Source organism: Streptomyces sp. KM273126 (assembly GCF_004337435.2).
Taxonomy (GTDB): Bacteria; Actinomycetota; Actinomycetes; order Streptomycetales; family Streptomycetaceae; genus Streptomyces; species Streptomyces acidicola.
This window is the reverse complement of record NZ_SJXB02000001.1, coordinates 6,856,829-6,873,784: the sequence shown is the minus strand read 5'-3', so window position 1 is coordinate 6,873,784 and position 16,956 is coordinate 6,856,829. Positions and strand designations below refer to the sequence as shown.

Genomic DNA, 16,956 nt, shown 5'->3' with positions numbered 1-16,956 from the left:
TCGTCAGTGGGCACGTGAATCCTGTCCCTTTGTCACCTGAGGGGCACGCCAAGGCCCGGCGTCAGCCCTTGAGTTCCCGATCGATGATCGCGAACATCGAGTCCAGCGAGGCGGAGTCGATGTCGTCGTTGTCCTGCTCGGTTCCTGCTGTGCTCGGTTCGTCGTCGAGGCGCGCCGTCATGGCCCGCAGTCGGTCGCGCAGTTCCTTGCGCACCGTTCCGTCCTGTTCGGCCATCGCGAGAACGGCCGCCTCCAGCCGGTCCAGATCGGACAGGCTCGGCGCGGCGCCACGCTCGGCACGGTCGAACTCCGTGCTCAGACGGGCGGCGAGATCTGCCACGGTCGGGTGGTCGAAGATGAGGGTGGCGGGCAGCTGCAACCCGGTCACGGTCTTCAGGCGGTTACGGAGATCGACGGCCGTGAGCGAGTCGAAGCCCAGCTCCTTGAACGCCCGTGACGCATCGACCGATCCGGCCGAGGCATGCCCCAGCACGCCGGCCACCTCGGCCAGCACCGCGTCCAGCACCATGCGGTCCCGTTCGACCGAGCCCAGCCCGCGCAGCCGCTCCACAAGGCCGCCGCTGTCGGCGGCACCGCTCGAAGCGGCCGCCTCCCAACGCCGTCCGGTCGCCGGCACCAGGTCCCGCAGCACGAACGGCACTTGACCGCGCGCCAGCGCAGAGATACGCAAGGCGACGGGGACGGCGTTCGGCTCGTCGACAGCAAGCGCGGCATCCAGCAGGGCCAGCCCCTCACCCGTCTCCAGGGTCTGGAAGCCCTGCCGCGCGAGCCGCTCCACATCGGCCTCACTCAGGGTTCCGCCCATCCCGTCCTCGTGCGCCCACATGCCCCAGGCCAGCGACACGGCGGGTAGTCCCTGGGCACGGCGGGTGGCCGCGAGGGCGTCGAGGATGTTGTTCGCGGCGGAGTAGGCGGCCTGACCGGCATTGCCCACCACACCCGCGAACGAGGAGAACAGAACGAAGGCGGACAGCTCACGGCCAGCCGTCAACTCATGTAGAAGCAGCGCCGATTCCGCCTTCGCCCTCAGCACTCCGGCCAACCGCTCCTCGGTGAGGTCGGCGATCAGACCGTCATCGAGCACGCCCGCCGCATGCACCACACCCGACAGATCGACCCCGTCCAGTACGGCAGCCAGTGCCGCACGGTCGGAGACATCGCACGCCCGCACATGAACACGGGCACCCAACTCCTCAAGTTCCGCAGCGAGTTCGGCAGCACCCGGAGCCCCGGCCCCGCGCCGGGAGACGAGCAACAAGTCCCGTACCCCGTGCCCGGTGACCAGATGCCGGGCGACCTCCGCACCCAGACCACCCGTCCCACCCGTGATCAGCACCGTGCCCTCGCCACTCCACGGCGACGGCACCTGCCCGTCGTTGGCCATCGCTGTCAGGTACGGGAGCCAGATCTTCCCTTCGCAAATGGCGAGTTGGGGTTCCTCGCCGTGGGCGAGGTGGTGGGCGAGGGTTCGGTGGGAGGTGGGGTCGCCGTCCAGGTCGGCCAGGAGGAACCGGTCGGGGTGCTCGCTGATCGCGGACCGGACCAGGCCCCAGGCGCCGGCGCCGGTCAGGTCGGTGTCGTGCGGGCTCGGGGCGGCTCCGGCCGGGACCGCGTCGTGGGTCGTGACGACCAGACGCGTTCCGGTCAGGCGCTCGTCCGCCAGGCAGGTCCGCATGGTCCCCAGGAGACCAGCAATCGGGCTGAGGACATCACCAGAGTTGATGGTGGTCTCCGGCCGGGACGCGGTGCCGTCGCGCTCGATGCCCGATACCGGAACGATCACCACGTCGGGCGCCTCTGCGCCCGTGTCGATGGCGGCGATGAGGGCATCGATGTCGTGGTGCCGGGTGATCGGGACGTCGGCGGCGGTCCACGGTTCCTCGGCGCGTGCGTCCGGTGAGAGCAGCACCAGGCGTTGTCCGAGGGCGAGCTCGTCGAGGTCCGGAGTGTGGGCGACGGGTGCCCAGGCCAGGCGGTACAGGTGATCGCCGTCGGCCGGCGTGCGCAGGTCGGCGGCGGACACCGGGCGCAGCAGCAGGGACCGGACGGCGGCCACGGGGGTGCCGACGGCGTCGGCGACGCGCAGGGCCACTTCACCGTCGCCGGTCGGGTGGAGGTGGGCGCGCAGGGTCGTGGCACCGGCGGCCGTGATGGACACGCCCGACCACAGGAACGGCAGCAGGGCCTCGCCGCCGTCCTCGCCCCCGGCGCGCAGGGCGAGCGCGTGCAGGACGCTGTCCAGCAGCGCCGGGTGCACCGCGTAGGCGGTGGCCTCGGTGGCGCCGGGCTCGGGCAGTACGGCCTCGGCGTAGAGGTCGTCGCCCTGCCGCCAGGCGCGGCTCAGTCCCCGGAAGGTGGGGCCGTAGTCGAGTCCGGCCGTGGCCAGCCGCTCGTGGAGGCCGTCCAACGGCAGCGGTTCGGCGTCGGCCGGCGGCCATGCGCGCAGGTCCCAGTCGGGCTCGGCCTGTTGGGTGGCGAGGGTGGCGGTGGCGTGCAGGGTCCAGGGAGTGTCGGCGGTCGCGTGCTCGGGGCGGGCGTGGATGCGCAGGGCGCGGGTCTCGTCGGCCTCGGGCGATTCCACGGAGATCTGTACCTGTGCGGCGCCGCCTTCGGCGAGGACGAGCGGTGCGTGCAGGGTGAGGTCGGCGACATGGTCGCGGCCGACCCGGTCACCGGCCTGGACGGCGAGTTCGAGCAGAGCCGTGCCGGGGACGACGACACGTCCGGCGACCACGTGCTCGGCCAGCCAGGGGTGGCTGTCGGCGGACAGCCGTGAGGTGAGCAGCAGGGTGTCCGACCCGGCGACGGACAGCGCCGCGCCGAGCAGCGGATGCCCGGGGCTGCCGAGGCCGAGGCTGTCGGCGGCGGCGTTGGAGCGGCTGGGTCGCAGCCAGTACCGCTGCCGCTGGAAGGCGTACGTCGGCAGCGGGACGTTGCGGGCTCCGGATCCGGCGAGGACGGCGGCCCAGTCGACGTCGGCGCCCCGGACGAACAGCTCGGCCACGGCGCCGAGGAACGTCTCGGCCTCGGGCCTGCCCTTGCGTAGCACGGACACCGCCGAGCCCCCGGCCCCGGCTCCGACTCCGGCTCCGGCTCCGGCTCCGGCTCCGGCTCCGGCTCCGACCAGGCTGCTCAGTACCGGATCGGGGCCGATCTCCAGCAGTCGGACGGCGCCTTCAGCCGTGACCGCCTCGGTTGCGGCCTCGTGGAACCGGACCGGCTGCCGGATCTGCCGCACCCAGTACCCGGCGCTCGTCCAGTCGCCGTCGGCGAGCGGCGCACCGCTGACGGTGCTGAGGGCCGTGCATCGCGGGGTGCCGTAGTCGATCTGCTCGGCGATGGCGGCGAACTCGTCGAGCATCGGCTCCATGAGCGGCGAGTGGAAGGCGTGCGACACGCGCAGACGGGTGACCCGGCGACCGCGTTCACGCACCCCCGCCATGACCCGCTCGACGCCTTCCTCGCTCCCCGACACCACCACGGCTGCCGGGCCATTGACGACGGCGACCGACACATCCCCCATGGTCAGCAGCTCGGCGATCTCCGCCTCGTCGGCCTCGACGGCGGCCATCGCGCCGCCCTCGGGCAGCCCCTGCATCAGGCGTGCGCGAGCCGCCACCAACCGCACCGCGTCCGGCAGTTCGAGGACACCGGCCGTGTACGCGGCGGCGAACTCACCGACCGAATGCCCCAACACCACATCCGGCGCCACACCCCACGCACGCAGCAACGCCACCGACGCGACCTGGACCGCGAACAGGGCCGCCTGCGCGTAACCGGTGCGGTCGAGGAGAGCGGCGGCCTCGGAGCCCTCGTCCGCGAACAGCACGTCGCGCAGCGGGAGCGGGAAGCCCTCCGCGCCGGACAGCTCGACCTCCAGCAGCGCGATGGTCTCGTCGAAGGCGCGGGCGAACCGCGGGTAGGCGGCGTGCAGTTCACGTCCCATGCCGAGCCGCTGGCTGCCCTGGCCCGTGAACATCCACGCTGTTCGGCCCTCGGTGACGATGCCCGACACGGTGGGCTCGTCGAGCCCCGACCGCAGCGCGCCGGCGTCACGACCGAGGACCACCGCTCGGTATTCCAGGTCGGCGCGGGTCGTGGCCAGCGACAGCCCGACGTCCACCGGGTCGGGTTCCGTTGCGTCGAGGTCCCGCGAGAGGCGCGCGAGCTGGTCGCGCAGGGCCTGGGCGCCACGGCCGGACACGGGCCACGGGACGACCGGCGGAGACGTCACCGTTCCCTGCTCCGCCTCCTGGACGGCCGGGGCCTCTTCAAGGATGACGTGGGCGTTCGTGCCGCTGATACCGAAGGACGACACGCCCGCCCGACGCCGCCGGTCACCGCGCGGCCAGGCCCGCTCCCGCGTCAGCAGCCGTACGGCCCCGGAAGCCCAGTCGACGTGTGTCGAGGGTTCCTCGGCGTGCAGCGTGCGCGGCAGGGTCTCCTCCCGCAGCGCCATCACCATCTTCACCACGCTCGCCACGCCGGCCGCGGCCTGCGGGTGGCTGATGTTCGACTTGACCGAGCCGAGCCACAGGGGATCCTCGTCGCTCCTGGCCTGTCCGTACGTCGCGAGCAGGGCCTGTGCCTCGATCGGATCGCCGAGTCGAGTGCCGGTGCCGTGCGCCTCGACGGCGTCGACGTCAGCCGGTGACAGTCCGGCGTTCACCAGCGCCTGCCGGATCACCCGCTGCTGCGACGGACCGTTCGGGGCGGTGAGCCCGTTGGACGCGCCGTCCTGATTGATCGCGCTGCCGCGCACCACCGCCAGAACGGGGTGACCGCCCCGGAGCGCGTCGGAGAGGCGTTCGACGACGATGATGCCCGCGCCCTCGGACCAGCCGGTGCCGTCGGCGTCGTCGGCGAAGGACTTGCAGCGCCCGTCGCCGGCGAGGCCGCCCTGGCGGGCGAACTCCAGGAACATGCCCGGGTTGGCCATGACGGTGGCGCCGCCGGCCAGAGCCATGTCGCATTCGCCGGAGCGCAGGGCCTGGCAGGCCAGGTGCAGGGCGACGAGCGCGGAGGAGCAGGCGGTGTCCACGGAGACGGCCGGGCCCTCCAGGCCGAGCAGGTACGACAGTCGGCCGGAGGCGACGCTGGGAGTGCTGCCGGTGAGCAGGTAACCCTCGGTCTCGGCGGTCGTCTCGTGGAGGTGGCCGCCGTAGCCGTTGGCGGAGACACCCGCGTACACACCGGTCGCCGTGCCGCGCAGCGAGGTCGGGTCGATGCCCGCCCGCTCCAGCGCCTCCCACGCGGTCTCCAGCAGCAGCCGCTGCTGCGGATCCATCGCGAGGGCCTCGCGCGGGGAGATGCCGAACAGCTCGGCGTCGAAGTCCCCGGCGTCCGCGACGAAGCCGCCGACGGCCGCGATGCCGTCGAGGGCACGGGTGTCCCAGCCGCGGTCGGACGGGATCGGAGTGATCGCGTCCTTGCCGGTGACAACCAGGTCCCACAGGGCTTCGGGCGAGTCCGTGCCGCCCGGGAAACGGCAGCCGAGGCCCACGATCGCGATGGGGTCGTCGGCGTCGGGGTGCGCGGCGGAACGGATCGTGCCGACCGGCTCGGTCGGGTCGTCGTCGCCCAGCAGGTGGGTCCGGAGGTGCGCGACGAGGGCGCTGGGCGTGGGGTGGTCGAAGACGAGGGTGGCGGGCAGGGCGATGCCGGTGGCGGTGCGCAGCCGGTTGCGCAGGTCGACGGCGGTGAGGGAGTCGAAGCCGAGGTCCTTGAAGGCGCGGTCCGGGTCGATCTGTGCGGGCGAGGCGTGTCCGAGGACCGCCGCGACCTGGGCGCGCACCGCGTCGAGCAGCAGGCGGTCCTGCTCGTCGGGCCGCAACCCGCGCAGCCGGTCGGCGAGTTCGCCGTCTCCGGTGCCGAGCGGGCGGCGGGCATCGCGACGGCGCCGGCCGGCGGGGACCAGATCGTGCAGGACACCGGGCAGGGTGTGGTGACCGGCCTCGGCGAGCGCGGGTACGCGCAGGGCGACGGGGACGGCGGTCGGTTCGTCGAGCAGCAGCGCGGCGTCGAGCAGGGCGAGGCCGTGGCCCGTCTCCAGCGGGGGGTAGCCCTGCCGGGCCATGCGCTCCAGCTCGGCCGTGTCCAGCGTCCCGCCCATGCCGCCGGCGTTCGCCCACATGCCCCACGCCAGCGACACCGCGGGCAGTCCCTCGGCGCGGCGGGCTGCCGCGAGGGCGTCCAGGGCGTTGTTCGCGGCGGCGTAGGCCGCCTGGCCCGGGTTGCCGACCACGCCGGCGAACGACGAGAACAGCACGAACGCGGACAGCCGCCGCCCACGCGTCAGTTCGTGCAGATGCCGGGCCGAGTCCGCCTTGGCGGCCAGGACGCGAGCCAGCCGCTCCGGGGTGAGGTCGGTGACGAGGCCGTCGTCGAGCACGCCGGCCGCGTGCACCACGCCAGTCAGCTCGACCCCGTCGAGAACGGCGGCCAGCGCCTCACGATCAGCCGCATCGCACGCGGCCACCGAGACACGAGCACCCAACTGCTCAAGTTCTGCCTTGAGTTCGGAGGCACCTGGGGCCTCGGGCCCGCGCCGGGACACCAGCAGCAGGTCCCGCACCCCGTGAGCGGTGACCAGATGCCGGGCGACTTCCGCACCCAGACCACCCGTCCCGCCCGTGATCAACACCGCCCCCTCGCCACTCCACGGCGACGGCACCGAAAGGACGACCTTGCCGACGTGCTTGGCCTGCCCCAGCAGGCGCAGTGCCTCCGGCGCCCGGGAGATCCCGTACGCGGTGACCGGGGCGGGCCGCAGGGCGCCCTGCTCGAACAGCTCCAGCAGCGCCGCGAACATCTCGGCGATCCGGTCCGGACCGGCGTCCATCAGATCGAAGGAGCGGTACGACACTCCGTACTCGGCCCGCACCTGCTTCGCATCGCGAACATCGGTCTTGCCCATCTCCACGAAGCGGCCACCGGAACGCACCAGCCGTAGTGAGGCGTCCACGAACTCACCGGCCAGCGAGTCCAACACCACATCCACGCCCGGCTGGAACCGCTCCTCGAACTCCGTCGTACGGGACGAGGCGATCCGCTCCTGCGCCACCCCCAACTCACGCACGACCGGCCACTTCGGCTCGCTCGCCGTCGCGTGGACCTCGCCGCCCAGGTGCTGGGCCAGTTGCACAGCGGCCACGCCGACACCACCGGCCGCGGCGTGAATCAGCACCGACTCCCCCGCCCGCAGCCCGGCCAGGTCCACCAGGGCGTAGTACGCGGTCAGGAACACGATCGGCACGGACGCCGCCTGCTCGAACGACCAGCCATCCGGCACCCGCGCCAACAACCGGGCATCAGTGACGGCCAGCGGGCCGAACGCCCCGTCCAGCAGACCCATCACCCGATCACCGACCGCCAGGCCGGTCACCTCCGCGCCGACCTCGACGACCACACCGGCACCCTCGTGTCCGAGCCGGCCGGGGTCACCCGGATACATCCCGAGGACGTTCAGTACGTCACGGAAGTTCACCCCCGCTGCCCGCACCGCGACCCGTACCTCGCCGGATTCCAGGGGCCGTCGGTCCTCCGGAACGAGTGCGACGCCGTTGAGGCGCCCCTGGGCGACGACGTCCATCCGCCACCCGTCGCTCGATCCGGCGGGCGGCAGCAGCACGTCGTCGGTGACCGCCCGGACGAGGCGCGGGACACGGACAACGCCCTGGCGGACGAGCAGTTCGGGCAGGTCGGGGCAGTCGGCCAGGGCCCGGTAGGACTCAGGCGAACCGTCGAGGTCCGCGAGCCGGAAGCGGCCCGGGTTCTCACCGGACGCCGAGCGGACCAGGCCCCAGACGGTCGCGCCGGCGAGGTCGGTGACATCGTCGCTGACGGCTCGGGAAGTGACGAACACCAGGTGGGAGCCCGCGAGGCGGGGTTCGGCGAGCCAGCCCTGGACGAGCGCGAGGGTGGCGGAGGCCACGTCGGTGAGGGAGCGGTCGTTCGTGGCGACGGGGGCGAAGACCGTGTGCGGCGCCGTGTCCCCGGCGTCGAGTGCCGAGGTGAGGGCGTCGAGGTCGGCGTGGACGCGGGCGGGGGAATCGGGCAGGGGCTCGGGGTCGCCGAGCACCGTCCAGGTCACGGTCGTCGCAGTCGTCGCGGCCGTCCCCGTATTGGGCAGGGGCCGCCAGTCGACGCGGAACAGGCTGTCACGGACGGCACTGTCGGCGGTGGTGAGCGCGCCGGGCGACAGTGGCCGTACGGTCAGGCCTTCGGCGCGGGCGACCGGTTCCCCGGTCGGGTCGGCCACGTGCAGCGTGACGGTGTCGTCGCCGCGGCGTGAGATCCGCACCCGGAGGGCGTCGGCGCCGACGGCCGACAGCTCGACGCCGGACCACAGGAACGGCAGCAGCGCGCCCGCGTCCTCGCGCTCCCAGAGCCCCAGGGTGTGCAGGACGGCATCCAGCAGGGCGGGGTGGACTCCGAATCCGTCGGCGCCACCCGCCACGGATTCGGGCAGCGCGGCCTGGACGAACCAGTCCTCGCCGACGCGCCAGACCTGTTCCAGGCCGCGGAACGCCGGACCGTACGACAGTCCGGCCGTTCCCAACCTCTCGTACAGGCCGTCCAGTTCGACGGGTTCGGCGCCCTCTGGGGGCCAGGCCCGCAGGTCCCACACCTCGTCCGAGGGCTCGCTCGCGGCCAGGACGCCGGAGGCGTGCACCGTCCAGGATGCGTCGGTGGCGGTTTCGGGGCGGCCGTAGACGTACAGCTGTCGGCGGCCGTCGGTGCCGGGGGCCTCGACGCCGAGCTGGATCTGTATCGCGCTCGTGTCGGGGAGGACGAGCGGGGCGTGGAGGGTGAGTTCGTCGACGCGGTCGAGTCCGACGCGCTCTCCGGCGGCCAGCGCCAGTTCGAGCACGGCGGTGCCCGGCAGGATGACCGAGCCCGCCACGGCGTGGTCGGCGAGCCAGGGCTGGTCGGCGGTGGACAGCCGGGCCGTGAGCAGGACGGCGTCCGATCCGGCGACGGGCACGGCTGCGCCGAGCAGCGGGTGTCCGGTGACGCCGAGGCCGAGGTCACCGGCGGCCACAGTGGCGCGCGGCGCGTCGAGCCAGTAGCGGCGGCGCTGGAAGGCGTACGTCGGCAGGGGCACCTCACGCGCGCCCGTCCCGGCGAAGACGGCGGCCCAGTCGACCGGGGTGCCGCGGACGAAGAGCTCGGCGACGGCCCGCAGCAGGGTCTCCGCTTCGGGGCGGTCCCGGCGCAGGGTCGCGGCGGCGGGTACGTCACCGGCGAGCGCGGTCAGGACGGGGTCGGGGCCGATCTCCAGGAAGCGGCCGGCGCCCTGGGCACGGGCCGCGGTGAAGGCGTCGTGGAAGCGCACGGGGCGGACGATCTGGTCGGCCCAGTAGGCGGGAGTCGTCCACTCGTCCTCGGCCAGCGGGGCGCCGGTCACGCTGCTCACCGCGGAGACCTGCGGCGTGCGGTAGGTGATCTCGGCCGCGACCTCGGTGAACTCGGCGAGGACGGGCTCCATCAGCGGTGAGTGGAACGCGTGCGACACACGCAGACGGGTCGCCCGGCGGCCTTCCTCGCGGGCCTGCTCGACCACCGCGTCCACGGCGGGCCCGGTGCCCGAGACGACCACTGCCGTGGGTGCGTTGACGGCCGCGAGCACCGCGCCGTCCGGAAGCCGGCCGGACAGGTCTGCCTCGGTAGCCTCCACGGCGGCCATGGCGCCGCCCTCGGGCAGCGCCTGCATCAGGCGGGCGCGGGCCGCGACCAGCCGTACCGCGTCGGGCAGTTCGAAGACTCCGGCCGTGTACGCGGCGGCGAACTCGCCCACCGAGTGGCCCAGTACGGCCTCCGGGGCCATCCCCCAGGACCGCAGCTGCGCTACGAGCGCCACCTGCAACGCGAACAGCGCCGGCTGCGCGTATCCGGTGCTGTCCAGCAGACCGGCGTCGTCCGCGAACAAGGCGTCCTTGAGGGGCCGGTCGAAGCCGAGCCGTGAGTCCAGCAGCCCGCACACCTCGTCCAGCGCGGCAGCGAACGCGGGGTGGGTGCCGTACAGCTCCCGTCCCATGCCCACCCGTTGGCTGCCCTGGCCGGTGAACATCCATGCCGTACGGCCGTCGGTGACGGACCCGGTAATGCCGGGCTCGGCGAGCTGCGCGCGCAGGGCGTCCAGGTCGGGGCCGAGCAGGACTGCACGGTGTTCCAGCACCGCCCGTGTCGTGGCGAGGGACAGGCCGGTGTCCAGTGGGTCCGTGTCCATGGGGGCCAGTTGGGCGAGTTGGGTGCGCAGTGCCTCGGCCGAGCGGGCCGAGACCACCCACGGCACCGTCGGCAGCGGGTGCTCCGGTCGCGGCGAGGCTGCGGGGCGCGGGGCCGGGGCCTCTTCGATGACGACGTGGGCGTTGGTGCCGCTGATGCCGAACGACGACACACCCGCCCGACGCGGACGCCCGCCCCGCGGCCAGGACCGCTCCTCGGTCAGCAGCCGCACCACACCCGACTCCCAGTCCACGTGGGAGGACGGCAGCTCCGCGTGCAGAGTGCGCGGCAGGCGTTCGGCACGCAGCGCCATCACCATCTTCATCACACCAGCCGCGCCTGCGGCTGCCTGTGTGTGTCCGAGGTTGGACTTCACGGACCCCAGCCACACCGGCTCACCGCCACCGTCGCGTGCCTGCCCGTAGGTGGCGAGGAGGGCCTGGGCCTCGATGGGATCGCCGAGCCGGGTACCGGTGCCATGCGCCTCGACCACGTCCACCTCGGCCGGTGACACACCGGCGTTCGCGAGAGCCTGACGGATCACCCGCTGCTGGGACGGACCATTGGGCGCGGTCAGACCATTGGACGCACCATCCTGGTTGACCGCCGTACCCCGCACCACCGCCAGCACCGGCCGCCCCCGCCGACGCGCCTCACTCAGCCGCATCAGCACCAGCACACCCGCACCCTCCGACCACCCCGTGCCGTCCGCCGACTCCGCGAACGCCTTGCACCGGCCGTCCGACGCCAGCCCGCCCTGCCGGGAGAACTCCACGAAGGTCGTCGGCGAGGCCATGACGGTGACACCGCCCGCCAGTGCCGTGTCGCACTCCCCCGACCTGAGCGACTGGCACGCCAGATGCAGAGCCACCAGCGACGACGAACACGCCGTGTCCACCGTCACCGCCGGGCCCTCGAACCCGAACACGTAGGAGACACGCCCGGAGAAGACACTGCCCGCGTTACCGTTCGCGAGCAGCCCCTCGACCTCGTCCGGCGTCGCCGGCAGCCGGGAGGCGTAGTCGTGGTACATCAGGCCCGCGAACACACCCGTGCGCGAGCCGCGCAACGACAGCGGATCGACCCCCGCCCGCTCCAACGCCTCCCACGACGTCTCCAGCAGCAGCCGCTGCTGCGGATCCATCGCCAGCGCCTCACGCGGCGAGATCCCGAACAGCTCCGCGTCGAACTCGGCCGCGTCGTACAGGAAGCCGCCCTCGCGTGTGGCGGAGCTGCCGGGGCCGTCGCCGTGGAGGGCGGTCAGGTCCCAGCCGCGGTCCGTCGGGAAGCCCGAGACGCCGTCGCCGCCGGACGCCACCAGGTCCCACAGTGTCTCCGGCGAGTCCACCCCGCCGGGAAAGCGACACCCCATTCCCACGATCGCGATCGGCTCGTCGGCGCCGACGGTGGTGCGGGCGGCGGTGGCAGGGAGGTCCGCCGCGCCGAGGAGTTCGGTGCGGAGTTGAGCGGTGAGGGCGAGCGGGCTGGGGTGGTCGAAGACGAGGGTGGCGGGGAGTTGGAGTCCGGTGACGGTCTTGAGGCGGTTGCGCAGGTCGACGGCGGTCAGGGAGTCGAAGCCGAGGTCCTGGAAAGCGCGGGTGGGTTCGACGGCTGCCGTGCCGGTGTGGCCGAGGACTCCGGCGACCGCCGTCCGGACGAGGTCGAGCAGCAGCCGGTGCTGTTCGTCGCCGGGCAGGGTGAGCAGGCGGCGGGCGAGGGCGTTGCCCGTGTCGGTGCCGACGGCGGCCTGGCGGCGGGCGGTGGGCAGCAGGCCGTGCAGGACCGCGGGGGCGGTGTCGCGGTGCGCGGCGAGGGCCGTGGTGTCGAGCGCGAAGGGCAGCGCGAGCGGGTGCCCGGTGCGCAGTGCGGTGTCGAAGAGGGCGAGGGCCTCGTCGGTGGGCAGGGGCGGGAAGCCGTGGCGGCGCAGGCGTGCGACGTCCGCCTCGGCCGTGCGGCCGCCCATGCCGTCAGCCGTCTCCCACATGCCCCATGCCAGGGACAGTGCGGGCAGGCCCTGGGCCCGGCGGGCGGTGGCGAGGGCGTCCAGCACGGTGTTGGCGGCGGCGTAGGCGGCCTGGCCGGGGTTGCCGAAGATGCCGGCGACGGAGGAGAACAGCACGAAGGCGTGCAGGTCCTGATCGGCCGTCAGTTCGTGCAGGTTCAGGGCGGCGGTCGCCTTGGCGGCGAGTACGCGGGTGAGCCGGTCGGAGGTGAGGTCGGTGAGCAGGCCGTCGTCGAGCACTCCGGCCGCGTGGATCACTCCGCTGAGCCGTACGTCGTCCAGGGCGGCGGCGAGCGCGCTCCGGTCGGCGGCGTCGCAGGCCACGACCCGGGCGCGGGCCCCGGCCGCGGTGAGTTCGGCGACGAGGTCCTCGGCTCCCGGCGCTTCGGGGCCACGCCGGGACATGAGCAGCAGGTCGCGCACGCCGTGCTCGGCGACCAGGTGCCGGGTGAGGAGCGCGCCCAGACCGCCGGTGCCTCCGGTGACGAGGACGGTTCCGGTCTCCGGCCAGGGGGTGGGTTCATCGGCCGCGGTGGTGGGCTCGGTGACGGCCGGTCCGGCGGTGCGGGTGACGCGTGGCAGCAGGACCTGCTCGCCACGGACCACGAGTTGGTCGGCGTCGAGGGTGCTCAGTGCGGCGCGGAGGGTGCGCAGGGCCTCGCCGGTGCCGTCGGTGTCCGCGACGGCGAAGCGGCCGGGGTGTTCGCCCGCTGCGGTGCGCAGCAGGCCCCACACGGCGGCGGCCACGGGGTCGGTGGCGTCGTCGCCGGCAGCTCGGGTGGTGACCGGCACCAGGCGGGCGTGCGCGAAGCGGTCGTCGGCGAGCCATGCGTGGACGGCGGCCAGGACGTCGGCGGCAAGGGCGTCGACGTCGGTGGTCATGCCGGAGCCGACCGGGAGGAGGACCGTCGCCGGGTTCGTCTCGGCGAGGGCGTCGAGGGTGGTGCCGTGGACGATCGCCGGGTCGGCGGCGGTCCACGGGGACAGGTCGTCGGTGAGTACGGCCAGGGCGGGTTCGGTGTCCTCCCCGCTGTCGGTCGACGGAAGGGTTTCCGGAGTCCACTCCAGCCGGAAGAGGCTGCCCGCGCGGGGAGTGTCGTCGCTCACGGCGGCCGGCGGGCGCAGGACGAGGCCCTCGACGTCGGCGACGGGCGCGCCGGTCTCGTCGGCGGCGTACAGGGCGACGGTGTCGTCGGTCTGCCGGGTGAGGCGGACGCGAAGGGTGGCGGCGCCGAAGGCGTACAGGTGGACGCCGCTCCACAGGAACGGCAGCCGGGCCCGGTCGGGGGTGTCCCGCGGCAGGGCGAGGGCGTGCAGGGCGGCGTCGAGCAGCGCCGGGTGCAGGCCGAAGGCCGTGGCGTCCCCGGCGCCGTCCGGCAGGGCGGCCTCGACGAGGAGCTCGTCGCCGTCCCGCCAGGCGGCGGTGAGGCCGCGGAACGCGGGGCCGTACGCGAGACCGGCCGCGGCCAGCCGGTCGTACAGGCCCTCCAGCGGGAGTGGTTCGGCTCCGGCGGGGGGCCAGGCCCGCAGGTCCCAGGAAGGGGAGGGACCTGCGGGGGCGAGGGTGCCGGCCGCGTGCAGCGTCCAGGGCGCGTCGGCGGATGCGCCGTCGGGGCGGGCGTGGACGCGCACGGCGCGGGTGCCGTCGGCCGCGGCGGGTTCGACGGCGATCTGGAGGTGTGCGGTGCTGTGCTCGGGCAGGACAAGGGGGGTGTGCAGGGCGAGTTCGGTGAGGGTGCCGCAGCCCGCCTGGTCGCCTGCCTGCACGGCGAGTTCGACGAGGGCGGTGCCGGGAACGACGACCCGTCCGGCGACCGTGTGTTCGGCGAGCCACGGGTGGGCGTCGGCTGACAGGGCTGCGGTGAGCAGGACGGTGTCGGTGCCTGCGGGGCGCAGGGTGGCGCCGAGCAGGGGGTGGCCGACGCTGCCGAGGCCGAGGCGGCCGACGTCGGTGACGGTGCGGGTGGGCCGTAGCCAGAACCGCCGGTGGTGGAAGGCGTAGGTGGGCAGGTCGACGCGGTGTGCGCCGGTGCCTTCGAACAGGGTGGCCCAGCCGACGGCCGCCCCATGGACGTACATCTCGGCCAGCGCGGTGAGCAGCGACTCGGGTTCCGGTGTGCCCTTGCGCAGGACGGACGCGGCGGGGGTGTCGCCGGCCGTGCGGGCGAGGCCGGTGAGGACCGGGTCGGGGCCGATCTCCAGCAGGCGGCTCGCGGCCTGGCGGTCGGTGGCGGTGGTCAGGGCGTCGTGGAAGCGGACGGGGCGGACGATCTGGTCGGCCCAGTAGGCGGGGGTGGCCCAGTCGGTGGCGGTGACGGGGGTCCCGGTGACGGTGCTGACGGCGGCGAGCGTCGGCGGGCGGAAGGTGACGGTCTCGGCGACGCGGGTGAAGTCGGCGACGGCGGGGGCCATGTGGGGTGAGTGGAAGGCGTGCGAGACGCGCAGCCGGGTGACGCGTCGGCCCAGTTCGCGGGCGGCGGCCATGACCTCCTCGACGGCGTCCTCGGTCCCGGAGACGACGACCGCGCGGGGCCCGTTGACGGCGGCGATCGTGGCCGCGGCGTCGTCGAGCAGGTCCGCGATCTCGGCCTCGCCGGCCTCCACGGCGGCCATGGCGCCGCCTTCGGGCAGGGCCTGCATGACGCGGGCGCGGGCGGCGACCAGGCGGGCCGCGTCGGCGAGGTCGAACACGCCGGCGACGTAGGCGGCGGCGTATTCGCCGATGGAGTGGCCCAGGACGATATCGGGCCGGGTGTCCCAGGAGCGCAGCAGTTCGGCGGTGGCGGTCTGGAGGGCGAACAGGGCGGTCTGGGCGTAGCCGGTGCGGTCGAGGAGGGCGGCTTCGGGGGTGCCTTCGGCGGCGAACATGACGTCGCGAACGGGGAGTTCGAAGCCGGGTGCGCCCGCGAGGGCGGCGTCGAGGGTTTCGCAGACGACGTCCAGGACGGCCGCGAACACCGGGTGGGCGTCGTACAACTCCCGCCCCATGCCGGGGCGTTGGCTGCCCTGGCCGGTGAACATCCATGCCGTACGGCCGTCGAGGACCGTACCTCTGAACGTCCCGGGGGACGGGTCGCCGGCGGCGAGGGCCGCGGTGCGCTCGCGCAGGATGTCGGGGCCGGTGCCGAGGACGACGGCGCGGTGGTCGAGGCGGGCGCGGCCGGTGACGAGGGACAGGCCCGTCCCGGTGTGGTCGGCGTCGTGGGCGGCGAGGCGGGCGGCCTGGCCGGTCAGGGCGTCCTGGCTGCGGGCGGACAGCACCCAGGGCACGACCGGCGGGGCGGTTACCGCGCGCGGCTCGGGGTCGGCGTGGGTCGGGGCTTCCTCGACGATGACGTGGGCGTTGGTGCCGCTGATGCCGAAGGCGGAGACTCCGGCCCGGCGAGGGCGCTCGCCGCGTGGCCAGGGGTGGGACTCGGTGAGCAGGCGGATGTCGCCCTCGGTCCAGTCGACCCGGGTGGAGCGGGTATGGGAGTGCAGGGAGCGGGGCAGGAGTTCGGCCCGCAGCGACATGACGGTCTTGATGAGGCCGGCGACGCCCGCGGCGGACTGTGTGTGGCCGATGTTGGACTTCACGGAGCCGAGCCACAGGGGTTCGGTACGGTCCTGCCCGTAGGTGGCCATGAGGGCCTGGGCCTCGATGGGGTCGCCGAGCCGGGTGCCGGTGCCGTGCGCCTCGACGGCGTCGACGTCGGCGGTGGTGAGGGCGGCGGCGTCCAGGGCCTGGCGGATGACGCGTTGCTGGGAGGGGCCGTTGGGGGCGGTGAGCCCGTTGGAGGCGCCGTCCTGGTTGACGGCGGAGCCGCGGATCACGGCGAGGATCGGGTGGCCGAGTCGCTGGGCGTCGGAGAGGCGTTCGAGGACGAGGACGCCGGCGCCCTCGGACCAGCCGGTGCCGTCGGCGTCGTCGGCGAAGGACTTGCAGCGCCCGTCGCCGGCGAGGCCGCCCTGGCGGGCGAACTCCAGGAACATGCCCGGGTTGGCCATGACGGTGGCGCCACCTGCGAGGGCCGTGTCGCATTCGCCGGAGCGCAGGGCCTGGCAGGCCAGGTGCAGGGCGACGAGCGCGGAGGAGCAGGCGGTGTCGACGGTGACGGCGGGGCCTTCCAGGCCGAGGGCGTAGGCGACGCGGCCGGAGGCGACGCTGGGGATGCTGCCGGTGAGCAGATACCCCTCGGTCTCCGGGGTGGCCTCGTGGAGGTGGCCGCCGTAGCCGTTGCCGGAGACGCCGGTGAACACGCCGGTGCGGGAGCCGCGCAGCGAGGTGGGGTCGAGGCCGGCACGTTCCAGCGCTTCCCAGGAGGTCTCCAGCAGCAGGCGCTGCTGCGGGTCCATGGCGAGGGCCTCGCGCGGGCTGATGCCGAAGAGGTCCGGGTCGAACAGGGGCGCGTCGTGGAGGAATCCGCCGGCGGCGGTGTCGCCTAGGGCGCTCAGGTCCCAGCCGCGGTCCTCGGGCACGGGTGTGATGCCGTCCCGTTCGCCGGCGACGAGCTCCCACAGCGCCTCGGGCGTGGTGGCGCCGCCGGGGAAGCGGCAGCCCATGCCGACTACGGCGACGGGTTCGCGGGACGCCGTGACGAGGTCCTGGTAGCGCTGCCAGAGCCGGTCGTTCTCCTTGAGGGACTCGCGCAGGGCTTCGACGAGTTCTTCGGAGGATGCAGTCATGTCCTTCTCCACGGTCGCGGTGAACGAGCTGGGCGTAC

Annotated in this window: 1 protein-coding gene; it reads right to left on the bottom strand. The window is 73.9% G+C overall.

What is annotated here, in order from left to right; all coding sequences use genetic code 11:
• Positions 1 to 61: 61 nt before the first annotated feature.
• Positions 62 to 16,918, bottom strand: a complete 16,857-nt coding sequence (locus E0500_RS29065; protein ID WP_181587180.1) for a type I polyketide synthase — start codon at positions 16,916 to 16,918, stop codon at positions 62 to 64.
• Positions 16,919 to 16,956: the final 38 nt, after the last annotated feature.